Annotated in this window: 18 protein-coding genes and 2 tRNA genes; 8 read left to right on the top strand and 12 right to left on the bottom strand. The window is 64.1% G+C overall.

What is annotated here, in order from left to right; genetic code table 11:
• Positions 1–140: 140 nt before the first annotated feature.
• From DT068_RS19365 to DT068_RS19340, 6 genes are all read left to right on the top strand, one after another.
• On the top strand, positions 141–1634 hold the full coding sequence (locus DT068_RS19365) for a sugar ABC transporter ATP-binding protein (RefSeq protein ID WP_119391523.1): 1494 nt from the start codon (positions 141–143) through the stop codon (positions 1632–1634).
• Positions 1627–2652, top strand: coding sequence for an ABC transporter permease (locus DT068_RS19360; protein WP_119391522.1), 1026 nt, complete (start codon positions 1627–1629; stop codon positions 2650–2652). The genes DT068_RS19365 and DT068_RS19360 overlap by 8 nt, the downstream gene beginning before the upstream one ends.
• Positions 2645–3691 (top strand): ABC transporter permease, encoded by a 1047-nt coding sequence (locus DT068_RS19355; protein ID WP_119391521.1) that lies wholly within the window; start codon positions 2645–2647, stop codon positions 3689–3691. Before DT068_RS19360 ends, DT068_RS19355 begins: the two co-directional genes overlap by 8 nt.
• On the top strand, positions 3688–5076 hold the full coding sequence (locus DT068_RS19350) for an FGGY-family carbohydrate kinase (protein ID WP_119391520.1): 1389 nt from the start codon (positions 3688–3690) through the stop codon (positions 5074–5076). Before DT068_RS19355 ends, DT068_RS19350 begins: the two co-directional genes overlap by 4 nt.
• Positions 5077–5108: 32 nt before the next feature.
• The gene (locus DT068_RS19345) at positions 5109–5765 is read left to right on the top strand and encodes a class II aldolase/adducin family protein (RefSeq protein ID WP_119391608.1); all 657 of its coding nucleotides are present in this window, start codon (positions 5109–5111) and stop codon (positions 5763–5765) included.
• Between the two features lie 175 nt (positions 5766–5940).
• Positions 5941–6459, top strand: a complete 519-nt coding sequence (locus DT068_RS19340) for a hypothetical protein (protein WP_162914315.1) — start codon at positions 5941–5943, stop codon at positions 6457–6459.
• Here the strand turns inward: DT068_RS19340 and DT068_RS19335 are convergent.
• From DT068_RS19335 to DT068_RS19305, 7 genes are all read right to left on the bottom strand, one after another.
• On the bottom strand, positions 6427–6933 hold the full coding sequence (locus DT068_RS19335; RefSeq protein ID WP_119391518.1) for a GNAT family N-acetyltransferase: 507 nt from the start codon (positions 6931–6933) through the stop codon (positions 6427–6429). The two genes, DT068_RS19340 and DT068_RS19335, sit on opposite strands and share 33 nt — an antisense overlap.
• Positions 6934–7257: 324 nt before the next feature.
• Positions 7258–7333: transfer RNA gene (locus DT068_RS19330), tRNA-Val, on the bottom strand.
• Positions 7334–7380: 47 nt separating this feature from the next.
• A complete protein-coding gene (locus DT068_RS19325) occupies positions 7381–8157 on the bottom strand; it encodes a class I SAM-dependent methyltransferase (RefSeq protein ID WP_119391517.1) in 777 nt (258 codons plus the stop codon).
• Between the two features lie 245 nt (positions 8158–8402).
• On the bottom strand, positions 8403–8678 hold the full coding sequence (locus DT068_RS19320; protein ID WP_119391516.1) for an HU family DNA-binding protein: 276 nt from the start codon (positions 8676–8678) through the stop codon (positions 8403–8405).
• Positions 8679–8970: 292 nt separating this feature from the next.
• The gene (gene lon / locus DT068_RS19315; protein ID WP_119391515.1) at positions 8971–11409 is read right to left on the bottom strand and encodes an endopeptidase La; all 2439 of its coding nucleotides are present in this window, start codon (positions 11407–11409) and stop codon (positions 8971–8973) included.
• A gap of 249 nt (positions 11410–11658) precedes the next feature.
• Positions 11659–12933 carry an ATP-dependent Clp protease ATP-binding subunit ClpX gene (gene clpX / locus DT068_RS19310; protein WP_119391514.1) on the bottom strand — a complete coding sequence of 425 codons (1275 nt, stop codon included), beginning with the start codon at positions 12931–12933 and terminating at the stop codon, positions 11659–11661.
• A 184-nt stretch (positions 12934–13117) separates the two neighbouring features.
• Positions 13118–13744, bottom strand: a complete 627-nt coding sequence (locus DT068_RS19305) for an ATP-dependent Clp protease proteolytic subunit (RefSeq protein WP_119391513.1) — start codon at positions 13742–13744, stop codon at positions 13118–13120.
• Between the two features lie 146 nt (positions 13745–13890).
• On the opposite strand from DT068_RS19305, the gene DT068_RS19300 reads away from it, so the two are divergent.
• Both DT068_RS19300 and DT068_RS19295 read left to right on the top strand, forming a co-directional pair.
• Positions 13891–15198 carry a hemolysin family protein gene (locus DT068_RS19300; RefSeq protein WP_119391512.1) on the top strand — a complete coding sequence of 436 codons (1308 nt, stop codon included), beginning with the start codon at positions 13891–13893 and terminating at the stop codon, positions 15196–15198.
• Complete coding sequence (locus DT068_RS19295; protein WP_162914313.1) at positions 15195–15809, top strand: exopolysaccharide biosynthesis protein; 615 nt, start codon at positions 15195–15197, stop codon at positions 15807–15809. Before DT068_RS19300 ends, DT068_RS19295 begins: the two co-directional genes overlap by 4 nt.
• 69 nt (positions 15810–15878) lie before the next feature.
• Here DT068_RS19295 and tig read toward each other — a convergent pair whose 3' ends face one another.
• The 5 genes from tig to DT068_RS19270 form a co-directional block, all read right to left on the bottom strand.
• Positions 15879–17429 (bottom strand): trigger factor, encoded by a 1551-nt coding sequence (tig, locus tag DT068_RS19290; protein ID WP_119391510.1) that lies wholly within the window; start codon positions 17427–17429, stop codon positions 15879–15881.
• Between the two features lie 79 nt (positions 17430–17508).
• Positions 17509–17593, bottom strand: a tRNA-Leu gene (locus DT068_RS19285).
• Between the two features lie 35 nt (positions 17594–17628).
• Positions 17629–19125, bottom strand: a complete 1497-nt coding sequence (locus DT068_RS19280; protein WP_368904832.1) for an NAD(P)H-hydrate dehydratase — start codon at positions 19123–19125, stop codon at positions 17629–17631.
• A gap of 42 nt (positions 19126–19167) precedes the next feature.
• On the bottom strand, positions 19168–20361 hold the full coding sequence (locus DT068_RS19275; protein WP_119391508.1) for a pyrophosphate--fructose-6-phosphate 1-phosphotransferase: 1194 nt from the start codon (positions 20359–20361) through the stop codon (positions 19168–19170).
• Positions 20362–20435: 74 nt separating this feature from the next.
• Positions 20436–20822, bottom strand: a complete 387-nt coding sequence (locus tag DT068_RS19270; RefSeq protein WP_119391507.1) for a nuclear transport factor 2 family protein — start codon at positions 20820–20822, stop codon at positions 20436–20438.
• Positions 20823–20826 lie beyond the last annotated feature (4 nt).

Genomic DNA, 20826 nt, shown 5'->3' with positions numbered 1-20826 from the left:
TGCGAGAGTGGTAATGATCTCTGCGGAGTATCCCTCGCTGAAACAAAGAGCCCTCACCCGCCCTTCGGGCACCCTCTCCCATTGCTGCGCAACGGGAGAGGGGAAATGGGGGATAGGACAATGTATTTGAGGTTTCCATCATGGCGGATGAAACGCCATTCCTGCGGCTGACCGGCATTTCCAAGCGTTTCGGCGGCGTCAAGGCGCTGGACGGCATCGACTGGGACGTCAAACGCGGCGAGATCCACTGCCTGGTGGGCGAGAATGGCTGCGGCAAGTCGACCCTGATCAAGGCGGTTGTCGGCGTCCATGCGCCGAGCTCGGGCACCATCGAGATCGACGGGGCGGACGTGCCGGTGCTCGATCCGGCGCGCGCCAAGGCACTCGGCATCCAGGTCATCTTCCAGGATCTCTCTTTGTTTCCCAACCTGTCGGTCGCCGAGAATATCGCGATCGAGAATCACCTCGAGCACGCGCTGAAGCCGGTGCGCAAGGAGCGCCTGCGCGGCGTCGCGCGCGATGTGCTCAGGCGGCTCAATTTCGATCTCGACCTTTCCACCATCGTTTCGGACCTCTCCGTCGCCGAACGCCAGATCGTCGCCATTGCGCGCGGGCTCGCGGCGCAGGCGCGCCTCATCTTCATGGACGAGCCGACGGCCTCCCTCACCCGCGCCGAGGTCAACCGCCTGCTGGCGATCGTGTCCAGGCTCAAGGCGGACGGCATCGCGGTCGTCTTCGTGTCGCACCGCCTCGATGAGGTGGTCGAGATCGCCGAGCGCGTGACCGTCATGCGCGACGGCAGGAAGGTCGGCACCTGGCCCGTGGCCGAGGTCGACCAGAAACGCATCGCCCATCTGATGACCGGGCTCGACATCGATCATTCCATCGTGGCGCGCGACATGGGCGATGCCCCCGAGCTGCTGCACGTCGAGAAGCTCTCGCGGCGGGGCGAGTTCGCCGATATCGACTTCACTTTGCACCAGGGCGAGGTGCTGGGCATCATCGGGCTTCTGGGCTCGGGGCGCACCGAGCTCGCGCTCACTCTGTTCGGCATGCACCGCGCCGATGCCGGCGCCATCACCCTCGACGGCAAGCCCTTGCGCCTCAGCTCCAATCGCGACGCGGTCGAGGCGGGCATCGCCTATGTCTCCGAGGACCGGCTCGGCCTCGGCGTGATCCTGCCGCAATCGATCGGCGACAACATCATCCTCGCCGTGATGAAGCAGCTTGCCGGCCGCTTCGGCCTGATCGCGACGAAGAGCCGGCAGAAGCTGGCCGATGACTGGGTCAAGCGGCTTTCGATCAAGGTCGCCGGCACCGACCGGCCGGTGCAGACGCTGTCCGGCGGCAACCAGCAGCGCGTGGTGCTGGCCAAGTGGCTGGCGACGCGGCCCAAGGTGCTGATCCTCGATTCGCCCACCGTCGGCGTCGACATCAAGAACAAGCAGGGCATCTATGAAGTGGTGGCGGAGCTCGCGCGCCAGGGCGTCGGCGTCATCCTGATCTCCGACGAGGTCTCGGAAGTCTTTGCCACCTGCGACCGGGTCCTGCACATGCGCAGCGGGCGCATCATCGGCGCCGAGGTGCCGGGCCAGGTGAGCGAGCATGAGATGGAGGAGCGCATCTATGCCTGACGACAGATCGGCCTTCAGCCTGAAAGCGCTGCGCCGGCGCCCGGAAATGTGGCTGCTGGCCGTGATCCTCGTGGTCGGCACGGTCTTCGCCTTGGCCGCGCGCGATTTCCTGTCGCTGCCCAACATCATCGACCTGCTCGAGACCTATTCGGTCCAGTCGATCATGGCCATGGGCCTGTTCGTCGTGCTGGTGTCGGGCGGCATCGACATCTCCTTCGCCGCCACCGCCTCGGTCGCGCAATATTGCGCCGCTCTCATCGCCACGCAATTGGGCCTTCCCGCCCCGCTCGTCATTGTGGCGGGGCTGCTGATCGGCACCGCGCTCGGCTGCGTCAATGCCGCCCTCATTCACAAGATGCGCATCACCTCGATCATCGCGACCATCGCCATGATGAGCATCTCCTTCTCGCTGCTCATGTATTTCTCGAGTGGCAAGTCGATCTACACCTTGCCGGACTGGTGGACCGACCGGATCGTCTTCTACCAGACCGAGACCGCGGTGGGCGATCTGGTGCGCATCACCTTGCCGATCGTGACGATGATGGTGGTGGCGCTGTTCACCTGGGCGTGGATGACCCGCTCCTCGATCGGCCGGCAGCTCTATGCGATGGGCGGCAATCCGGAAGCCGCGCGGCGCATCGGCATCGGCATCGGCAAGCTCCACTTCGTCGCCTATGGCTATCTGGGCTTCATGGCAGCGCTCGCCGGCCTCGTTCAGGCGCATCGGGTGGGCGAGAGCGTTCCCAATGCCATGTACAATACCGAGCTTGCCGTGCTCTCGGCCGCCGTCCTTGGCGGCGCCAGCCTCACCGGCGGCATCGGCACCGTGCCCGGCGTGCTGCTCGGCATCGTGCTCCTCGCCATGCTGCAGAACGGCCTCAACCTGCTCGGCGTCTCCTCCTATTTCTTCCAGATCGTCATCGGCATCACCATCCTGATCTCGACCTCGATCACCGTGCTCAGCTCCAGGCGCGGCCGGCGCCATCGCATCATCGCGGAAGCCCCCGGCAATGGCTGAACCGTCAACGACCGGTCTCGACGGCGCCAATCGCGGGCTTGCCGATCTCATGACGAGGCTCAGGACCGGCCTGCCCGGCGGCCATGCCGGCCTCGCCGTCCTGCTCCTTGCCCTGATCCTCGGCTTCTCCGCCTTCGTGCCCAATTTCCTCAGCGCCGGCACGCTGCAATCCTTCATGTACCAGCTGCCGCTACTGGGCCTCCTGTCGCTCGCCATGATCGTGCCCCTGATGACCGGCGGGCTCAATCTCGCCATCATCGCCACCACCAACCAGTGCGCGCTGCTCATGGTATGGATCATGCGGACCATGATCGCCCCCGATGCCGGCGCCGGCACCGTCTTCGCCATCATCCTCCTGGCGCTGCTGGCCGGCCTCGCCCTATGCCTGGTGATCGGTCTCATCACCGGCTTCCTCGTCGCCTATACGGGCGTCCACCCCATTCTGGTGACGCTCGGCACCAAGTCGCTGATCGACGGCATCAGCATCTATCTGACGCGCGGCATGGCGCTGTCAGGGATACCCGATGCCTTCGCCAAAGCCGGCAATGCCACCCTCCTGGGCGTGCCTTTGATCTTCGTCATCCTCATCGTCACCGCCGTCATCGTCGGCGTCATCCTCAAGCGCACCGCCTTCGGTATTTCCTGCGCCATGATCGGATCGAACATCCAGGCGACGCGCTATTCGACCATCGACACGCGCCGCGTGCTGGTCGGCGTCTATGTGATGTCGAGCGTCACCTGCTTCGTCGCGGCGCTGGTGATGCTCGTCACCTTCAATTCGGCCAGCGCCGACTATGCCCAGTCCTATCTCCTGGTGACTATCCTGGCCGCCGTCCTGGGCGGCGTCGATCCGTTCGGCGGCTTCGGCACCGTGGGCGGCCTGATGCTCGCTTTGGCGATCCTGCAGATCATCTCTTCCGGCTTCAACCAGTTCGGCCTCAGCAACTATCTCACCGTCGCCATCTGGGGCGCCATCCTCATCCTCGTCGTCATGGTGCAGACCTTGCGGCCCCATTTCCGGCAGCTGCTCTCCAAATGACTCCGATCGCCGTCTTCGATATCGGCAAGACCAATGTGAAACTCTCGTCGGTGACGGCCGACGGCGAATTGCTGGAAACCCTGTCGGCGCCGAATCTCGTCCAAGACGGCCCACCCTACCGGCATCATGATCTGGCGCGGCTCGAGGCCTGGCTGATCGGAGGCTTGAGCGAGCTTGCCGCCCGCCATGAGATCGGGGCGATCGTGACCTGCGCCCATGGGTCGGGCGGCGTGCTCGTCGGACCGGACGGCCCCGTCCTGCCGATGATGGACTATGAGCAATCGCTGCCGAGCGACATCGTCGACGCCTATCGCGCCGCCGCCGGCCCCTATCGCGAGCGCGGCAGCCCGATCATGCTGGGCGCCTCGCATCTGGCGCGCCAGATGCTGTGGCAGGAAACGCGCTGGCCCCGGGATTTCGCCCGCGCCACCCATTTCCTGACGACGCCGCAATATTGGGCCTGGCGGCTCAGCGGCGTCGCGGCTTGCGAAGTTACGAGCCTTGCGGCGCAATCGCATCTGTGGGCCGCGGTCGATAACCGGCCCGCCAGGATCGTCGCCGAGCGCCGGTGGCAGAAGCTCCTGCCGCCGCTCAGGCCGGCCTGGACGGCGCTTGGTTCCCTGAAGCCGTCGCTCGCCCAGGTCACGAAGCTTTCACCCGCGACCCGCGTGCTCAACGGCATCCATGATTCCTCGGCCAATTTCTACCGCTATCAGGCTGCCGGCCTGTCCGACTTCACCGTCGTCTCGACCGGAACCTGGATCGTGCTGCTCACCGACCGCACCGGCGTCGATTTCGATGACGAAAGACCGGGGCATACGGTGAATGCCGATATCCGCGGCCGGCCGCTGCCCGGCATGCTGTCCATGGGCGGGCGTGAATTCTCCGCCGTCGCCAAGGACAGCGCCGGGCCCGCATCCGCGCATGAGCTCGAGCGCCTCCTCGCCTCGCGGACCCTGGCATTGCCCTCCTTCGGTTCCGATGACGGCCTCTTTCCCGGCAGCGCCCGGCAGGGCCGGATCGAAGGTCCGCTCGCCAATGACATGTCGGCGCGCTTCACCCTCGCGGTGCTCTATGCGGCACTCCTCACGGCGGAATGCATCGAGCGCCTGCCCGCTTCAGCAAGCATCGTGCTCGACGGCAATTTCGTCAGCGACCCGCTCTATGGCGCCCTGGTGGCGCGCCTCCTGCCGCGCAAACATGTCCTCGTCAGCCGCAGCACCAGCGGCACCGCCAGCGGGGCCGCCCTTCTCGCCGGCCACGAGACGCGGCAGGCGCCAGCCCCCCTTTCCGCCGAGGTTCCGGATATCTCGGCGCTTCCCGATCTCTCACCCTACCGGGCGCGGTGGCGCGCCCTGACCACAAGAATGGAGCATGTGCCTTGACGACCTATGACGAGACCACCCTGCGCAACGAGATGGTGGCGACCTGCCGCCGCATGAACGAGACCGGCATCAACCAGGGCACCGCCGGCAACCTGTCGGTGCGCAACCCGAAGGGTTTCCTCATCACGCCGACCTCGCTGCCCTATGACCGCATGCAGCCCGACAATCTCGTGCAGATGTATTTCGACGGCAGCTTCGAGGGCGAGCTGCGCCCGTCCTCGGAATGGCGCTTCCATCGCGATATCCTGCAGAAGCGCACCGATATCGATTGCGTGCTGCACTGCCATTCGGTCTATGCGACGACGCTCGCCGTCCATCACAAGACCATTCCGAGCTTCCACTACATGACGGGCGTCGCCGGCGGCACCACCATCCGCTGCGCCCGCTATGCCACTTTCGGGACGCAGGCTCTGTCCGACGCCGCCCTCGAAGCGCTGGAAGGCCGGCTCGCCTGCCTGCTCGGCCAGCACGGCCAGATCTCGCTCGGCAAGACTCCCGCCAAGGCGCTGGCGCTGGCGGTCGAAGTCGAGACGCTGTCGCGCCTTTACGTGCAGGCGCTCACTTTGGGCGAGCCGCCCATTTTGTCGGACGAGGAGATGGCCCGCGTCATCACGCAGATGAAGAATATGAGCTACGGCCAGGCGCCCGATCTCGAAGGCGTCAACGACACGGCCCGCAAGCGCGCCTGAGAGCAAATCCCGCCAAAGTTGAAGACTTTGGCGAGAAGGATTTGCTCCAACATATTGATCTGGCGCGAATCCTTTTCGGCGAGGTGATCCCACCTCGCCGGGATGCGCGCTAGGCCAATATTGCGGTATCCGTGCCGGCCTGTATGGTGGATGATCCCTGACGAGGAGCCCTGTCATGACAGCGAGACCGGCATGGATTTTGTCCTTGATCCTGATCGCGGGCTTTCCGTGCTCATCCCTCGCTTTGGCTGAGGATGGGGCTTTCGTCGATCATGCGGCGCGCCAGATCGCCTGCGCCTATCCTCCCGATCCGACCGCGACGCTGCTCTTCCTCAACAAGACGCGGCGCATCGACCTCAAGAAGGGCGCGCGCCAGGACAGCGAGACCTGCTGGAATATCCACCCGCCCCTCACGCTCGAGGGGCTCGGTTTCACGCATGTCTGCGCTTCGGCCGAGGATCCGCTGCTGATCAGCCTGTTCCCGCTCCTCTACTACCGAGGCCCCGGAACATCGCCCGGCACCGGCATCAGGCTCGTCACCGATGCCGATCGCTCCGCCGTCGATGACTGGGGCAAACGCATCAAGGAACGGGTCGCGGTCGCAGGCGACACGAAACTCGCGATCGGCGCGCCAACCTTCGCCGACGGCAAGACCGAAGTCTCATGCAACAGCTCGGGTTTCCTCGGCGAGTGAAGGACGCTGCGGCCGGCGCAGGATCGTCAGCCAGTTGATGCGCCGCCGCTGCAGCACCGCCATCAGGCTCCCGATGCAGCTGCCGATCCGGTAATTGCGGCGAATGGCCGAGGGTGCGGCATGTGACGGAACGGGCTCAAAGCCCCAACGCGCATAATGATCGGCATGACGTTTGCGGGTGATCGCGTGAATGACACTGGGCTCATCGGCAAGAAGCCGGTCGATAAGCTTGACGGACAGCCCACGGCCCCGCCAGGGGCGTGCGACGACCACCGAGCCCAGCTCGCGCGAACCATCGCGATGCCGGCGGATCTGGCAGGCGCCGATCAGGTCATTGCCCGCCACCGCCACCACGAAATTGCGGAAATAGAGATGGTGCGGGTTGAGCCTTTCGCTGCGCACCAAGGCTTGAATGGCGGGCTCGTCCGCGGCAACGGCGCGACGGATCACATAGGTCGGATTGGTGACGGTCATGAGCACTGCGCCCTCAAAAAATTCAAGGCGCACGCATACGTCTGACCAGGCCGAACTATGCCAATGCCAGCCAGATGAACAGGTAATTATAAAATAATGGCCTGCCGAGCCGTAGCTCGCGGATCAGAGGCCCGCCTTCGCCCTGCGGGCTACGGCGTGGCAGCCTTCTCTCGCTTCGCGAGCGAAGGCTCTGTACGCTCTGCACGGCAGCTCTTGGTGGATCAACAGTGGATGGCTTGCCGAGCCGTAGCTCGCGGATCAGAGGCCCGCCTTCGCCCTGCGGGCTACGGCGTGGCAGCCTTCTCTCGCTTCGCGAGCGAAGGCTGGTGGGCGATGAGAGACTCGAACTCCCGACATCTTCGGTGTAAACGAAGCGCTCTACCAACTGAGCTAATCGCCCGCCTTGAGCCCGGCTCCTTAGCCGCCGGAGCCCGGTAAAGCAAGCTGTCAGGTCTCGCGGCGCCTGGCCGTGATCAGCCGGAACATATTGCGCAGGCGCACCGTGCCATCCTTGCCCTTGAAGGGAGTGAGTGCTTTCTCCGCCTTCTCGCGCACGAGGCGTTCGCCGACCTGCCGTATCGAGCTTTCGGAGGCGGACAGGATGGCCTTTACCGCGGTTGCGTGATCGGGATAGGTCAAGGTCGCCGTGATATCACCGCTGATTTCAGGCTCGAGGCCCACTTCACGCATCAGTTCGTCGGCCCTGGCAGCCAAAGGCAGCGACGGGATGGGCGGTCGGGGCGGCAGCAAGGCCACAATATGCGACATGACCTCGCCCAGGAGGTCGCATTTGTCGCGCGGGCCCCAGACCAGCAGCGTCACCGAGCCGCCGGGGCGCGTCACCCGCGCCGCTTCGGCGAGCGCCTGGCGCTGGTCGCCGGCGAACTGGAAGGAATTGATGCCCGTAACGGCATCGAAACTCTGGTCGATGAAGGGCAGATCCTCCATGTCGCCGACCAGGATCTTGGCACCCGGCAGGCGTTCGCGGGCAAGGATCGCCAGAGCTTCGGCCGCATCGAAACCGGTGACATGAGCGCCACGCTCGCGCGCCAACACCAGAGTGCCGCCGGCACCGCAGCCGATATCGAGATGACGGATGCCCTTGCCGATCTTCGCCTGGTCGAGAACGGCGGTGAATACGTCATGCCAGGCGGGCTCGCTGCTGCGGGCCCATTCCTGCGCCCGCGCGCCCCACAGATCCCCTTCTTCCTTGGCCGTGACCATGACCACCTTACAGGCTCCCCAACTGGCGCAGCTAAACAGACAGACCCCTCATCGCACAAGGAGAAATCCCTGTCCCCGAGGGCTCCGGAATATGTCCCGGTTTCGGGCTTTTTTGCGGTCCCCGCTCTTTGAGACCGAGGTTAAGGTGGTGAAATCGTTAATGCCCCGGGGCGGAAACAAAAACCCCGCGTGTGACTGAAGGGCACGCGGGGCTGATGTGATTTGAGCAGCCTGACTGGTCTTGGCTAGCCGTTCACCACCTTCTTCAGCATCTTGCCGGCACGGAACCGCGGCCGCTTGGAGGCCGGCAGCTTGATCATCTCGCCGGTCTGCGGGTTGCGCGCCTGGCCCGCCTTGCGGCGCGTCACCGAGAATGTGCCGAAGCCGACGAGCCTGACGTCGTCGCCGCCGCGCAATGCCTTCATGATATTGCCGAGCGTGGCAACGACGGCCTCGCCCGCTTCGCCCTTGGTCAGCTTGGTATCCTTGGCCACTTTGGCGATGAGTTCGTTCTTGTTCATGACCCCATTTCCTCATTGGAGATTTGAGTGAGCTCACGCAATCACGCCACACGTGTCATGACCATGGTCGCCCAAAAGCCCTGATTTGCAAGGGCTTTTCTGACACCCCGGAATTCGCGATTCAATTCAAGCAGTTATTGGGTGTTATCAACAGAAAGCGGCGCCTCCCGAAGGAGACGCCGCGCATTTTCCTGTCCAGACTGATTCGCCGAAACCCTTGATTCCGCTTAGGTTTGGCGCGTGACCTTGCCGGAAAACCGGCTTCCACTTTTCCGGGTCACGCGCGTTCGTTTCAGTGGGCGGTCATGGCCTCGCCGGCATCGTCGGGCTTGCGCCCGGCGGCCCGCGCGGCGGCTTCTTCCGCCTCCTCGTCCCAGGTGATCGCCTCGGGATGGCGCGCCAGAGCGTGACGCAGCACCTCGTCCATGCGGGCGACCGGAATGATCTCCATCTCGGACTTCACATTGTCCGGGATGTCGGCCAGATCCTTGGCGTTTTCTTCCGGGATCATCACCTTCTTGATGCCCGCGCGCAGCGCCGCAAGCAGCTTCTCCTTCAAGCCGCCGATCGGCAGCACGCGGCCGCGCAAGGTGATCTCGCCCGTCATCGCCACGTCCTTGCGGACCGGGATGCCGGTCATCACCGAGACGATCGCCGTCACCATCGCGATGCCGGCCGAGGGACCATCCTTGGGCGTCGCACCTTCCGGCACATGCACATGGATGTCCTTCTTGTCGAAGAGCGGCGGCTTGATGCCGAAATCGGTAGCCCTTGAGCGCACATAGGACGATGCGGCCGAGATCGATTCCTTCATCACGTCGCGCAAGTTGCCGGTGACGGTCATCTTGCCCTTGCCCGCCATCATCAAGGCTTCGATGGTGAGTATCTCACCACCGACCTCAGTCCAGGCAAGGCCGGTCACGACGCCGACCTGATCCTCACGCTCGATCTCGCCATGGCGGAACTTCGGCACGCCGAGATATTTCTCGACGACGTCGGGGGTCGCCTTGATCTTCTTCTTGGCGGTCTTGGACAGCATGATGTCCTTGATCGCCTTGCGGGCGAGCGAGTTGATCTCGCGCTCGAGATTGCGCACGCCGGCCTCACGCGTATAGCGGCGGATCACTTCCATGATGCCGGCATCGGTCAGCTCGAACTCCTTCTTCTCGAGACCGTGGTTCTCCATGGCCTTGGGCAGAAGATGGCGCTTGGCGATCTCGAGCTTCTCCTGCTCGGTATAGCCGGCGATGCGGATGATCTCCATGCGGTCCATGAGGGCCGGCGGGATGTTGAGCGTATTCGCGGTGGTCACGAACATCACATTCGAGAGGTCGTATTCGACCTCGAGATAGTGGTCCATGAAGGACGAATTCTGCTCGGGATCCAGCACCTCCAGCAGCGCCGACGACGGATCGCCGCGGAAATCCATGCCCATCTTGTCGATCTCGTCGAGCAGGAAGAGCGGATTGGCCTTCTTGGCCTTGCGCATCGACTGGATGACCTTGCCGGGCATCGAGCCGATATAGGTGCGCCGGTGGCCCCTGATCTCGGCCTCGTCGCGAACGCCGCCCAGCGACATGCGGATGAATTCGCGCCCCGTCGCCTTGGCGATCGACTTGCCGAGCGAGGTCTTGCCGACGCCCGGAGGACCGACGAGGCACAGGATGGGTCCGCGCAGCTTGTTGGTGCGGCTCTGCACGGCCAGGTACTCGACGATGCGCTCCTTCACCTTCTCCAGGCCGAAATGATCGGCATTGAGCGTGTCGTCGGCGAATTTCAGGTCGCGCTTGATCTTGCTCTTCTGGCCCCACGGTATGTTGAGGAGCCAGTCGAGGTAGTTGCGCACCACCGTCGCTTCGGCCGACATCGGGCTCATCTGGCGGAGCTTCTTCAGTTCCGCCTCGGCGCGCTCACGCGCTTCCTTTGAGAGCTTGGTGTTCTTGATCTTCTGGTCGAGCTCGTTCAGCTCGTCGCGCTCGTCGCCATCGCCCAGCTCCTTCTGGATGGCCTTCATCTGCTCGTTCAGATAGTACTCGCGCTGGGTCTTCTCCATCTGGCGCTTGACGCGCGAGCGGATGCGCTTCTCGACCTGAAGGACCGAGATCTCGCTTTCCATGAGCGCATAGACCTTCTCGAGCCGCTTCGAAACGGAAGTGAGCTCGAGCAGCTCCTGCTTTTCCGGGATCTTGATGGCGAGGTGGGCGGCAATCGTGTCGGCGAGCTTGGCGTAGTCGCTGATCTGCGACAGCGTCGCCATCACTTCCTGCGGCACCTTCTTGTTGAGCTTCACATAGCTCTCGAACTGCGACATGGCGGTGCGCGACAGGGCCTCGGTCTCGGCCTGCTCGTCGGTGTCATTGGGCAGTATATTGACCTTGGCCTCGAAGAACTCGGCGCGGTCGGTGAAGGTCTCGATCTTGGCACGCTCCAGGCCCTCGACCAGGACCTTGACGGTGCCGTCGGGCAGCTTCAGGAGCTGCAGCACCTGGGCCAGCGTGCCGACCTCGTAGATGGCGTTGGCCTGCGGATCATCATCCGCCGGGTTCTTCTGCGCCACCAGCAGGATGCGCTTCTCCTCGCGCATCACGTCCTCGAGCGCGCGGATGGATTTCTCGCGGCCGACGAAGAGCGGCACGATCATATGCGGGAAAACGACGATATCGCGAAGCGGCAGAACAGGGAGAGTTTCTGGTCCGGCGGAAGAAGCTGGCCGGGAGGGAGTCGAGGTCATTTTGTTTTCCTTTCGCGGGTTAGGCCACGCGTGAAGTCCGTACTCTGGATACACCTCCCGAAGGGGCCGGCGCATCAACTTTCAAGCTACGGACTTTCGGTGCCGGGATTTCGGCCAAACCATCCGCAAGTACCCTATTTTACGCGGAACTCACGGGCAGGACAGCTGAAATCCGCTCCTCAGATGGAGGCAGCGTTAACGATTTTCAATCCCTTGACAAGCGCTCCAACCGGGCTTCCGGGGCCTACTTTAGGCCGACACAGGGGCTGCCTTGGCCGCCGGCTTCTCGCGGTCGGCATAGATCAGCAAGGGCCGGGCATCGCCTTCGACGACATCCCTCGAGATCACCACTTCCTGGACCCCGTCCATGGCCGGCAGATCGAACATCGTATCGAGGAGGATGGCTTCCATGATCGAGCGCAGGCCGCGGGCGCCGGTCTTGCGTTCGATGGCCCGGCGGGCGATCGAGCGCAACGCTTCCTCGGCCACCGTCAGCTTGACGCCTTCGAGCTCGAACAGGCGCTGATACTGCTTGATGAGCGCGTTCTTGGGCTCGCTCAGGATCTGGATGAGCGCCGGCTCGTCGAGATCCTCGAGCGTGGCGACGACCGGCAGACGGCCGACGAATTCCGGGATGAGGCCGAATTTGAGCAGGTCCTCAGGCTCGAGCGAGCGCAGCACCTCGCCGGTGCGGCGATCCTCGGGCGACTTGACCTCGGCGCCGAAGCCGATGCCGGAGCCCTTGCCGCGCTGCGCGATGATGCGCTCGAGGCCAGCGAAGGCGCCGCCGCAGACGAAGAGGATGTTGGTGGTGTCGACCTGCAGGAACTCCTGCTGGGGATGCTTGCGGCCGCCCTGCGGAGGAACCGAGGCGACGGTTCCCTCCATGATCTTGAGGAGCGCCTGCTGCACGCCCTCGCCCGACACGTCGCGGGTGATCGAGGGGTTGTCGGACTTGCGCGAAATCTTGTCGACCTCGTCGATATAGACGATGCCGCGCTGGGCGCGCTCGACATTGTAGTCGGCCGACTGCAGCAGCTTCAGGATGATGTTCTCGACGTCCTCGCCGACATAGCCCGCTTCGGTGAGCGTCGTCGCATCAGCCATGGTGAAGGGCACATCGAGGATGCGCGCCAGCGTCTGGGCGAGCAGCGTCTTGCCGCAGCCGGTCGGACCGACGAGCAGGATGTTCGACTTCGCCAGCTCGACATCGTTGTTCTTCTGCGCGTGATTGAGGCGCTTGTAATGATTGTGGACCGCGACCGAGAGGACCTTCTTGGCGTGATCCTGGCCGATGACATAGTCGTCCAGCACTTTGCGGATCTCATGCGGGGTCGGCACCCCGTCCTTGGTCTTCACCAGCGAGGATTTGTTCTCCTCGCGGATGATGTCCATGCACAATTCGACGCATTCATCGCAGATGAAAACAGTCGGCCCGGCAATGAGCTTGCGGACCTCGTGCTGGCTCTTTCCGCAGAAGGAGCAGTACAGAGTGTTCTTGCTGTCGCCGCCGGATTTGGTCATCGTAAGTGTTCCTTGCACTCTGACTTGGCCGTGCCGGAATGGCTGTCATCATCCTGACACGACCGACTCAATTTGAGCATGCGCCCCGTTGGTTAATCAAGGATTGATTCAACCGGCATGCCAGTTGCCGACAGGGCAGTTCCCAACAACACAAATAATAGGCGGTAAAAGCAGAATCCGCCAATTATTTGGCTTCCGCCGGAACAGGGCGCTTGTCGATCACCTTGTCGATCAGCCCGAATTCCTTGGCGGCCTCGGCGGTGAGGAAATTGTCGCGCTCCAGCGCCTGCTCCACCGCCTTCAGCGACTGGCCGGTATGCTTCTCGTAGATCTCGTTCAGCCGGCGCTTCAGGCTCTCCACTTCCCTGGCGTGGATGAGGATGTCGGTCACCTGACCCTGGTAGCCGCCCGAGGGCTGGTGGACCATGATACGGGCATTGGGAAGCGCGAAGCGCATGCCCTTGTCGCCGGCGCACAGCAGCAGCGAGCCCATGGACGCCGCCTGGCCCATGACGGTCGTCGAGATCGGCGGGCGGATGAACTGCATCGTGTCGTAAATCGACAGGCCCGACGTCACCACGCCGCCCGGCGAGTTGATATACATCGAAATCTCTTTTTTCGGATTTTCCGCCTCGAGGAACAGCAGCTGCATCGAGACCGACGCCGCGACTGCATCGTCGATCGGGCCGGTGATGAAGATGATGCGTTCGCGCAGAAGCCTGGACGGCAGGTCGTAGACGCGCTCGCCGCGCGATTCCTGAACGATGACCTGAGGCCAGAAAGAATTATAGGTTTCAATAGGATCGCGCATATAGGTCCTGGAAATTGCGATTCGGGATGAGCTCAGCCCCGCTTAGATAGGTGATCGCCGGGCGGATCGGAAGAGGTGCAGCATTTCCGCAGGGCTCCGTCAAGGGATTTGCAAGGCGGCCCCCCGTGCCCCATTATCGTTGAATCATGCCTCTCCTAGACATTATCGTCGTCCTTGTCCTCATTCTCATCAATGGCCTTTTTGCGATGTCGGAGCTGGCGGTCGTCTCGGCCCGCCGGCCCCGCCTCAAGACGCTGGCTGACCGTGGCGTCAAGGGCGCCAGGCGGGCGCTGGTGCTGGCCGCCAATCCGGGCCGCTTCCTGTCGGCGGTGCAGATCGGCATCACCCTGGTCGGTATCCTGGCCGGCGCCTATTCGGGGGCCTCGCTCGGCGACCACGTCTCGGCCTGGTTCCAGAGCTTCGGCATGAGCATGGGCTGGGCCGAGCCCCTGGGCCTCGGTCTGGTGGTCGCGCTCATCACCTATCTGTCCCTCATCATCGGCGAGCTGGTGCCCAAGCAGCTGGCGCTGCGCAATGCCGAGCGGGTCGCCTGTGTCGTCGCTCCCTTCATGACGGTGCTGTCCAGGGTGATGAGCCCCATCGTCTCCCTGCTCGATGCCTCCGGCCGCCTCGTCCTCTTCATCCTGAGGCGCAAGGCTTCGCCCGAATCGCAGGTAACTGAAGAGGAAATCCGTACCCTCGTGGCCGAGGCCGAGACCGCGGGCGTGCTCGGGCGCGACGAAAGGCAGATGATCTCGGGCGTCATGCAGCTCGGCGACCGTCCGGTACGCGCCGTAATGACGCCGCGCCATGATGTCGACGTCATCGACCTGAAGGATACGCCGGCCAGGATCCGCAAGATCATCACCGACAGCGTCCATTCCCGCCTGCCGGTCTCGGACGGCGATCCGGACGTCATCATCGGCATCATCCAGGCCAAGGACATGCTCAACGCCTATCTCAGGGGCCGCAAGCCCGACCCCCGCAAGTTCGTACGCCAGGCGCCGGTCATCCCCGATACAATGGATGCCCTCGATGTGGTGGCCAAGCTCAAGGACAGCCCCGTCCATGTCGGTCTCGTCCATGACGAATTCGGCCATTTCGAGGGCGTCGTGACCTCGGCCGACATCCTCGAGGCGATCGTCGGCAGCTTCCACACCGAGGAAGGCCCGCCCGAACCCCATGCGACCGAGCGCGACGACGGCTCGTGGCTCCTCGCCGGCAGCATGCCGATCGACGAGCTGATGGAGCTGCTCAGCATCCCGCTGCCGGAGAGGCGCGTCTATCACACGGTGGCGGGGCTCATGCTCGAACGCTTCGGGCGCCTGCCGAAGGCCGGCGAGCATATCGAATTCGCCGGCTGGCGCTTCGAGATCGTCGATCTCGACGGACGGCGCATCGACAAGGTGGTGGCCTCACGCCCGACCGTCATCAGGCGGAAGGTTCCGGCGTGAGAGAACCGCATTCAGAACGCCTGTCCGACATCCTCAAGCGGCTGGGCAAGAACCATAATCCCGATCTGACGCTCGGCGATATCGTGCGGGAGCTGGGCGAACGCGGCTTCGGCGCGCTCATCCTGCTGCTGGCTGCTCCCAACCTCATTCCGCTGCCGCCCGGCTCCTCCTTCGTCTTCGGCGTGCCGCTCGTCTTCATCACCGCCCAGTTGATGATCAAGCAGGACAAGGTGTGGCTGCCGCGACGGCTGGTCGAGATGAAGGTCGGCGGCGGGCGACTGCCTTATCTGCTCGAGCGCCTGGTGCCCTATGTGGTCAAAGTCGAGAAACTGCTCAAGCCGCGCGGCACGCTGCTCACCTCGTCCTATGGCGAGCGCCTCGCCGGACTGGCGGGCCTCTTCTGCGCGATCGTTCTCTTGCTGCCGATCCCCGGCGCCAATATGGCGCCGGCTTTCGCGCTGTGCTGCTTCGCGCTCGGCCTCATCGAGCAGGATGAGGTCGCGATGGCCGGCGGCTGGCTCGGCACCGCCGCCACAGTCGCCATCCTGATCCTGCTCTATGTGTTCGGCACCGCCATCTTCTTCTTCCTGAGAAGCTGGATCAGCCCCTGACCTGCGCCAGACCGTGCGATAAAAAAGGCGGCCGGACGGCCGCCTTTTCCGATTCCGATCAGGCCGGGATCACTCCGCCTTCTTGGCTTTCTTGGCCGGAGCCTTCTTCTTGGCCGGGGCCTTTTCAGCCTCATGGGCGTGGTCATGATCATGCGCGTGGTCATGATCATGATGCGCGTGGTCATGGTCGTGATCATGATGGTGATGATCATGATCGTGGTCATGGTCATGGTGGTGATGGTCATGATCGTGGTCATGATCGTGATGAACATGATCCTCCTCATCCTGCACCAAAGCCTGCAATTCCTCGCGGCTCACCTTCTTTTCCGAGACATTCGCCTTGGCGACGATGTGATCAACGACCTTCTGCTCGAAGATCGGGCCGCGCAGCTCGAGCAGCGCATTGGCGTTCTTGCGATAGTAATCGAACACCTTGCGCTCCTGGCCGGGGAACTGGCGGGCGCGGTCGATCAGAGCGCGCTGCAACTCGTCGTCGGTGACGGTGACGCCCTCCTTCTCGCCCAGCGTGCCGAGCACCAGCCCCAGGCGCACGCGGCGCTCGGCGATGGCGCGGTATTCCTTGCGCGCGTCTTCCTCGGTGGTGTTCTCATCAGCGAAGCTCTTGCCCGAGCGCTTCATCTCTTGATCGAGCGCATTCCAGATGCCGTTGAACTCGGCATCGACGAGCTTTTCCGGCAGCTCGAAGCTGTAGGCCGCATCGAGCGCATCGAGCACGTCGCGCTTGAGCTTGAGCGTGGTCATCTGGCCGAATTCCTGGCCCATGCGGTCGCGCACCGTCTCCTTGAGCTTGTCGAGGCTTTCGAGCCCGAGTTTCTTGGCGAACTCGTCGTCGATCACGGTTTCCTTCGGCGCCTCAACGCCCGAAACCTTCACGTCGAATTCCGCCGGCTTGCCGGCGAGCGTCGCCACGCCATAGGTTTCCGGGAAGGTGACCTTGACGGTGAGCTCGTCGCCGGCTTTCACGCCGACGAGCTGATCCTCGAAGCCTGGAATGAACTGGCCCGAGCCGATCTCGAGCGGCACATTCTCGGCCGAGCCGCCGTCGAAGGCGACACCGTCGATCTTGCCGACAAAGGACATGGTGACCCGGTCGCCCTTCGCCGCCTTGCCATCCTTGCTCTGCCAGTCCTTGTACTGGCCGGCGAGACGGCCGAGCGCCTCATCGAGATGGGAATCGGTGACGTCGATCACATGACGCTCGAGGGTGAGCCCCGTCGTGTCCTTGAGCTCGAAGGTCGGCACCACTTCGAGCGACATGGTGTAAGCGAGATCACCCTGGCCGTCGAAGATGCGCGCCACTTCCGCCTCATCCTCGGGAAGCTTCACTTCCGGCTGATAAGCGGGCTTCAGGTTGCGTTCGGCCAGGACCTGCTTGCTCGCATCGTCGAGCTGCTTCTGCACCACCTCGGCCATGACCGACTTGCCATAGACGCGCTTCAGATGCGGCACCGGCACCTTGCCAGGACGGAAACCCTTGATATTGGCCTTGCCGGCCAGCTCGACCAGCCGCCGGTTGAGTTCCTTGTCGAGTTCCTGGGCGGCGACGACGACCTTGAATTCGCGCTTCAGACCGGAGCTCAGCGTTTCGGTGACCTGCATGTTCCCTGCTCAATCCTATTGGTGTTCTAATCTCTATCGCATGTTGTGCGAAAACCGGCTTGCTTCGGGCGCTGAGCCTTGGTGCGGGCGGAGGGACTTGAACCCCCACGGGTTGCCCCACAGGAACCTAAATCCTGCGTGTCTGCCAATTTCACCACGCCCGCGCGCCGAGGCTCGGGCCCGTTGCAATGGGCGGGGTCTATAGCAGAGGGTTTTCGGGGATGCCACTAGAAATGACGCGGGCGACAAGACCGGGCAGGTCCTCCGCGATCAGGCCGGAATCGCCGAATTTCCGGGCCGCCTCGCCATGGAGCCACATGGCCGCCGCAGCCGCATCGAGCGGCTCCATGCCCTGGGCCAGAAGCCCGGTCACCAGCCCTGCCAGGACATCGCCCGACCCCGCCGTGGCGAGGCTCGGCGGCGCGTTGGTGTTGACCACCGCTTTGCCCGCGGGGCTCGTGGCCACGCTGTCCGGCCCTTTCACCAGGAGAAAGGCGCCCGAGCGCTGCGCCGCCTTCAGCGCCTTCTCACATTTGGAGTCTGTCGACGCCGACAAATCGCTGAAAAGACGTGAGAATTCTCCTTCGTGAGGGGTCATCACGCAGGCCCGCCCGGGATATTCGGCTATGGCCGAAAAGAGCTCGTCCGGGGCCTCGGCGAAGGATGTCAGGGCATCGGCGTCGAGCACCACGGCGGCACCGCTCGCCAGCGCCGCCCGCACCTTCGCCCGGGTCGGCGAGCCCGGGCCGGCCGCCGGCCCGATGCAGATGGCATTCTTGCGCCGGTCCGCCAGGAGACGGCCCAAGGCCAGGGCATCATCAGCCTCGGCCAGCATGATAGCGGTCAGATGAGCCGCATTGGCGGCCATGGCTTCTTTTGGAGATGCGATCGTGACGAGCCCTGCTCCGACGCGCAGGGCGGCCATCGCGGCAAGGCGGGCAGCTCCCGTCTGGTGCGCAGCGCCGGAGACGACCACGGCGTGGCCCCGCTGGTATTTGTGCTGGCGCGGCGCCGCCGCCGGCAAGACCGGAGCTGAATTCTCGGCAAGCAAGGGGGCGATCTCGTCCAGGACCCGGTCGGGAATGCCGATATCGGCGACGACCACCTTGCCGCAACAGTGCCGTCCCGGCATCAGCACATGGCCCGGCTTCTTGCGGAAGAAAGTGACGGTCAGGTCAGCATCGAAGGCAACAGGCCGCGCTGCGCCGGTTGCTCCATCGATGCCGGAGGGTATGTCGATCGCCACCACCGGGACCTTCACCGCCCCGATCAGCTTCACGAGCTGGTCGGGCAATGGCTTCGACAGGCCGGCGCCGAACAGCGCGTCGATGATGAGGTCGCAGCCCTCAGAGGTCGTCACCGCCTCGAAAGGCCCTCCCCAGCGCTTGGCCATGACCGCCGCATCGCCCTTGAGCCTCGCGCCATCGCCGAACAAGGCCACCCGCACGGGCCAGCCCCAGTCCCGCAAATATCGTGCGACGACGAAACCATCGCCGCCATTGTTGCCCGGCCCGCACAGAACGAGAGTGCGGCGCGCGCCGAAGCGGCGCAGGATTTCCTCCGCCACCGCACGGCCGGCATTCTCCATGAGCGTCAATGACGAAATGCCCGCCGCCACGGCGAGCGCGTCGGCGCGGTACATCTGCTCGGGCGTCAGAAGTGCCGGGGCATGCATGCGCCCATGTTTGCCGGGCACCGGCGGTTATCGCAAGCCGTTACTTCCTCGATGGCGCGGGATTCAATCCGGCGTCTGCCCGATATCGCGCAACAGGCCCGCGAACCATGGGGTTTTGGCGTCGAACGGCTTGCCGCCCCGGATGCGCGGGAACTCGATGGCGCGCAAGGCGCCGCCCTGCTCCTCATCATGACCGACGACACCGCTCTCGCCCTTGAGGCCGGAAACGGCCGCGAGTTCGACCATATTGCGGATCAAGGCCAGGTCCTCGGCATTGGCGGCGGCCGAGCGGGCGAAATAGCCCGATTTCTGCACCAGCGTGCGCTCTGCGCCGATGAGCTTGGCGAAGCGCCTGGAGAACCAGTCGCCGACATTGATCTTGTCGATCTTCACATGGCCGAAGGCGTCGCGTTCGATGGCCTCACCCCGCGCTTCCATCTCGCGCACCAGATCGGCAACGCCCGCCCCCTCGCTGAGGAAGATCGCGACCGAGCCCTTGCGCTCCATCACGGCCTTGAGCCTTCCGGCTTCCGCCTCGATGTCGACCGGCAGTTCCGGCACATAAAGCGCGTCGATGTCGTTCTGGACCACGGCGAAGGCCGGCAGCGGCGTCGCCTTTCGCAGGCGCTCGCGGTAGCTGCGCGCCGTGGCCGCGGCAAGCCAGCCCGAATGACGGCCCATGATCTCATGGATCACCAGCGTGCGCGGCGCCGTGGTGCGCTCATTGGTGGCGTTCTCGAAGAAGATGGCGCCCTGCTCCGCCGCGGTCAGCGCGCCCAGCGACTGGCGGATCGGGAAAATATCGTTGTCGATCGTCTTGGGCAGGCCCACCACCGTCAGCCCGTGGCCGTTCCCGGCCAGAAACGCCGCCAGGTCGGCGGCCGTGGTGTTGGTGTCGTCGCCGCCGATCGTGTGGAGGATGGTGACCTTGTCCTTCACGAGTTGCGCTGCCGCAACCGCGAGCGGATCCTCGCCGTCCTTGATCAGGCCACGCTTGGCGAGGTCCTTCGCGTTGGTGAGCTTGACCCGGCTGTTGCCGATCGGGCTGCCGCCATGCGCATGCAGAAGATGCGCGCTCTTGCGGGCTTCAGGCATGATGGCAAGGCTGTCACCGGTCAGGACGCCCTGATAGCCATAGCGATAGCCGATGATCTCGGCCTCGGGCGCCAAAGCGCTGTAGCGCTCGATCAATCCGCCGATCGCGGAGGACAGGCACGGCGCCAGACCGCCGGCAGTGAGCATCGCAATCTTGACCATGGCACCACGTCCCCAGATTTAAGGTGTTTAGTGGTGACAGTTCAGCGCGTCAGGATCAAGCCCGTCCTTGCGACTCAGGACACTCCTTTCACATAGCCCTGCGCCTCGACGATCCGGCCGTCGCGGACTCGCATCAGATTGACGCCGCGTACCGAGCTGGCGGCGTCGGGCCCCCAGACCAGCCGCCAGCGGATCTCGCCCCGATCGCCCCGCGCGATGATGCTCTCCGTCTCGAAATGGGTGCCCGTCATGGTGGCGATCCTTGTCCACAAGGCGATGCAGGCCTGCCGGCCTTCATGGCGGGCGCCGTCTGGTGCCGGATGGGTGTTCTCGATCACGCAATCCTCGGCCACAAGCTCTGCGAGAGCTGCCGGATCATGGTCGAGGAAAACCTGGTTGAAGCGCCGGAGAACGGCATCGGTCGCGACGCTGTCAGGATCGGTGAAGCTACCCATGGTCATATGC

It is taken from the genome of Taklimakanibacter lacteus (assembly GCA_003576695.1).
In the GTDB taxonomy this organism is placed as follows: Bacteria; Pseudomonadota; Alphaproteobacteria; order Rhizobiales; family Aestuariivirgaceae; genus Taklimakanibacter; species Taklimakanibacter lacteus.
Note: the sequence above shows the minus strand (reverse complement) of the source record. Positions and strands in the feature narration are given on the sequence as shown.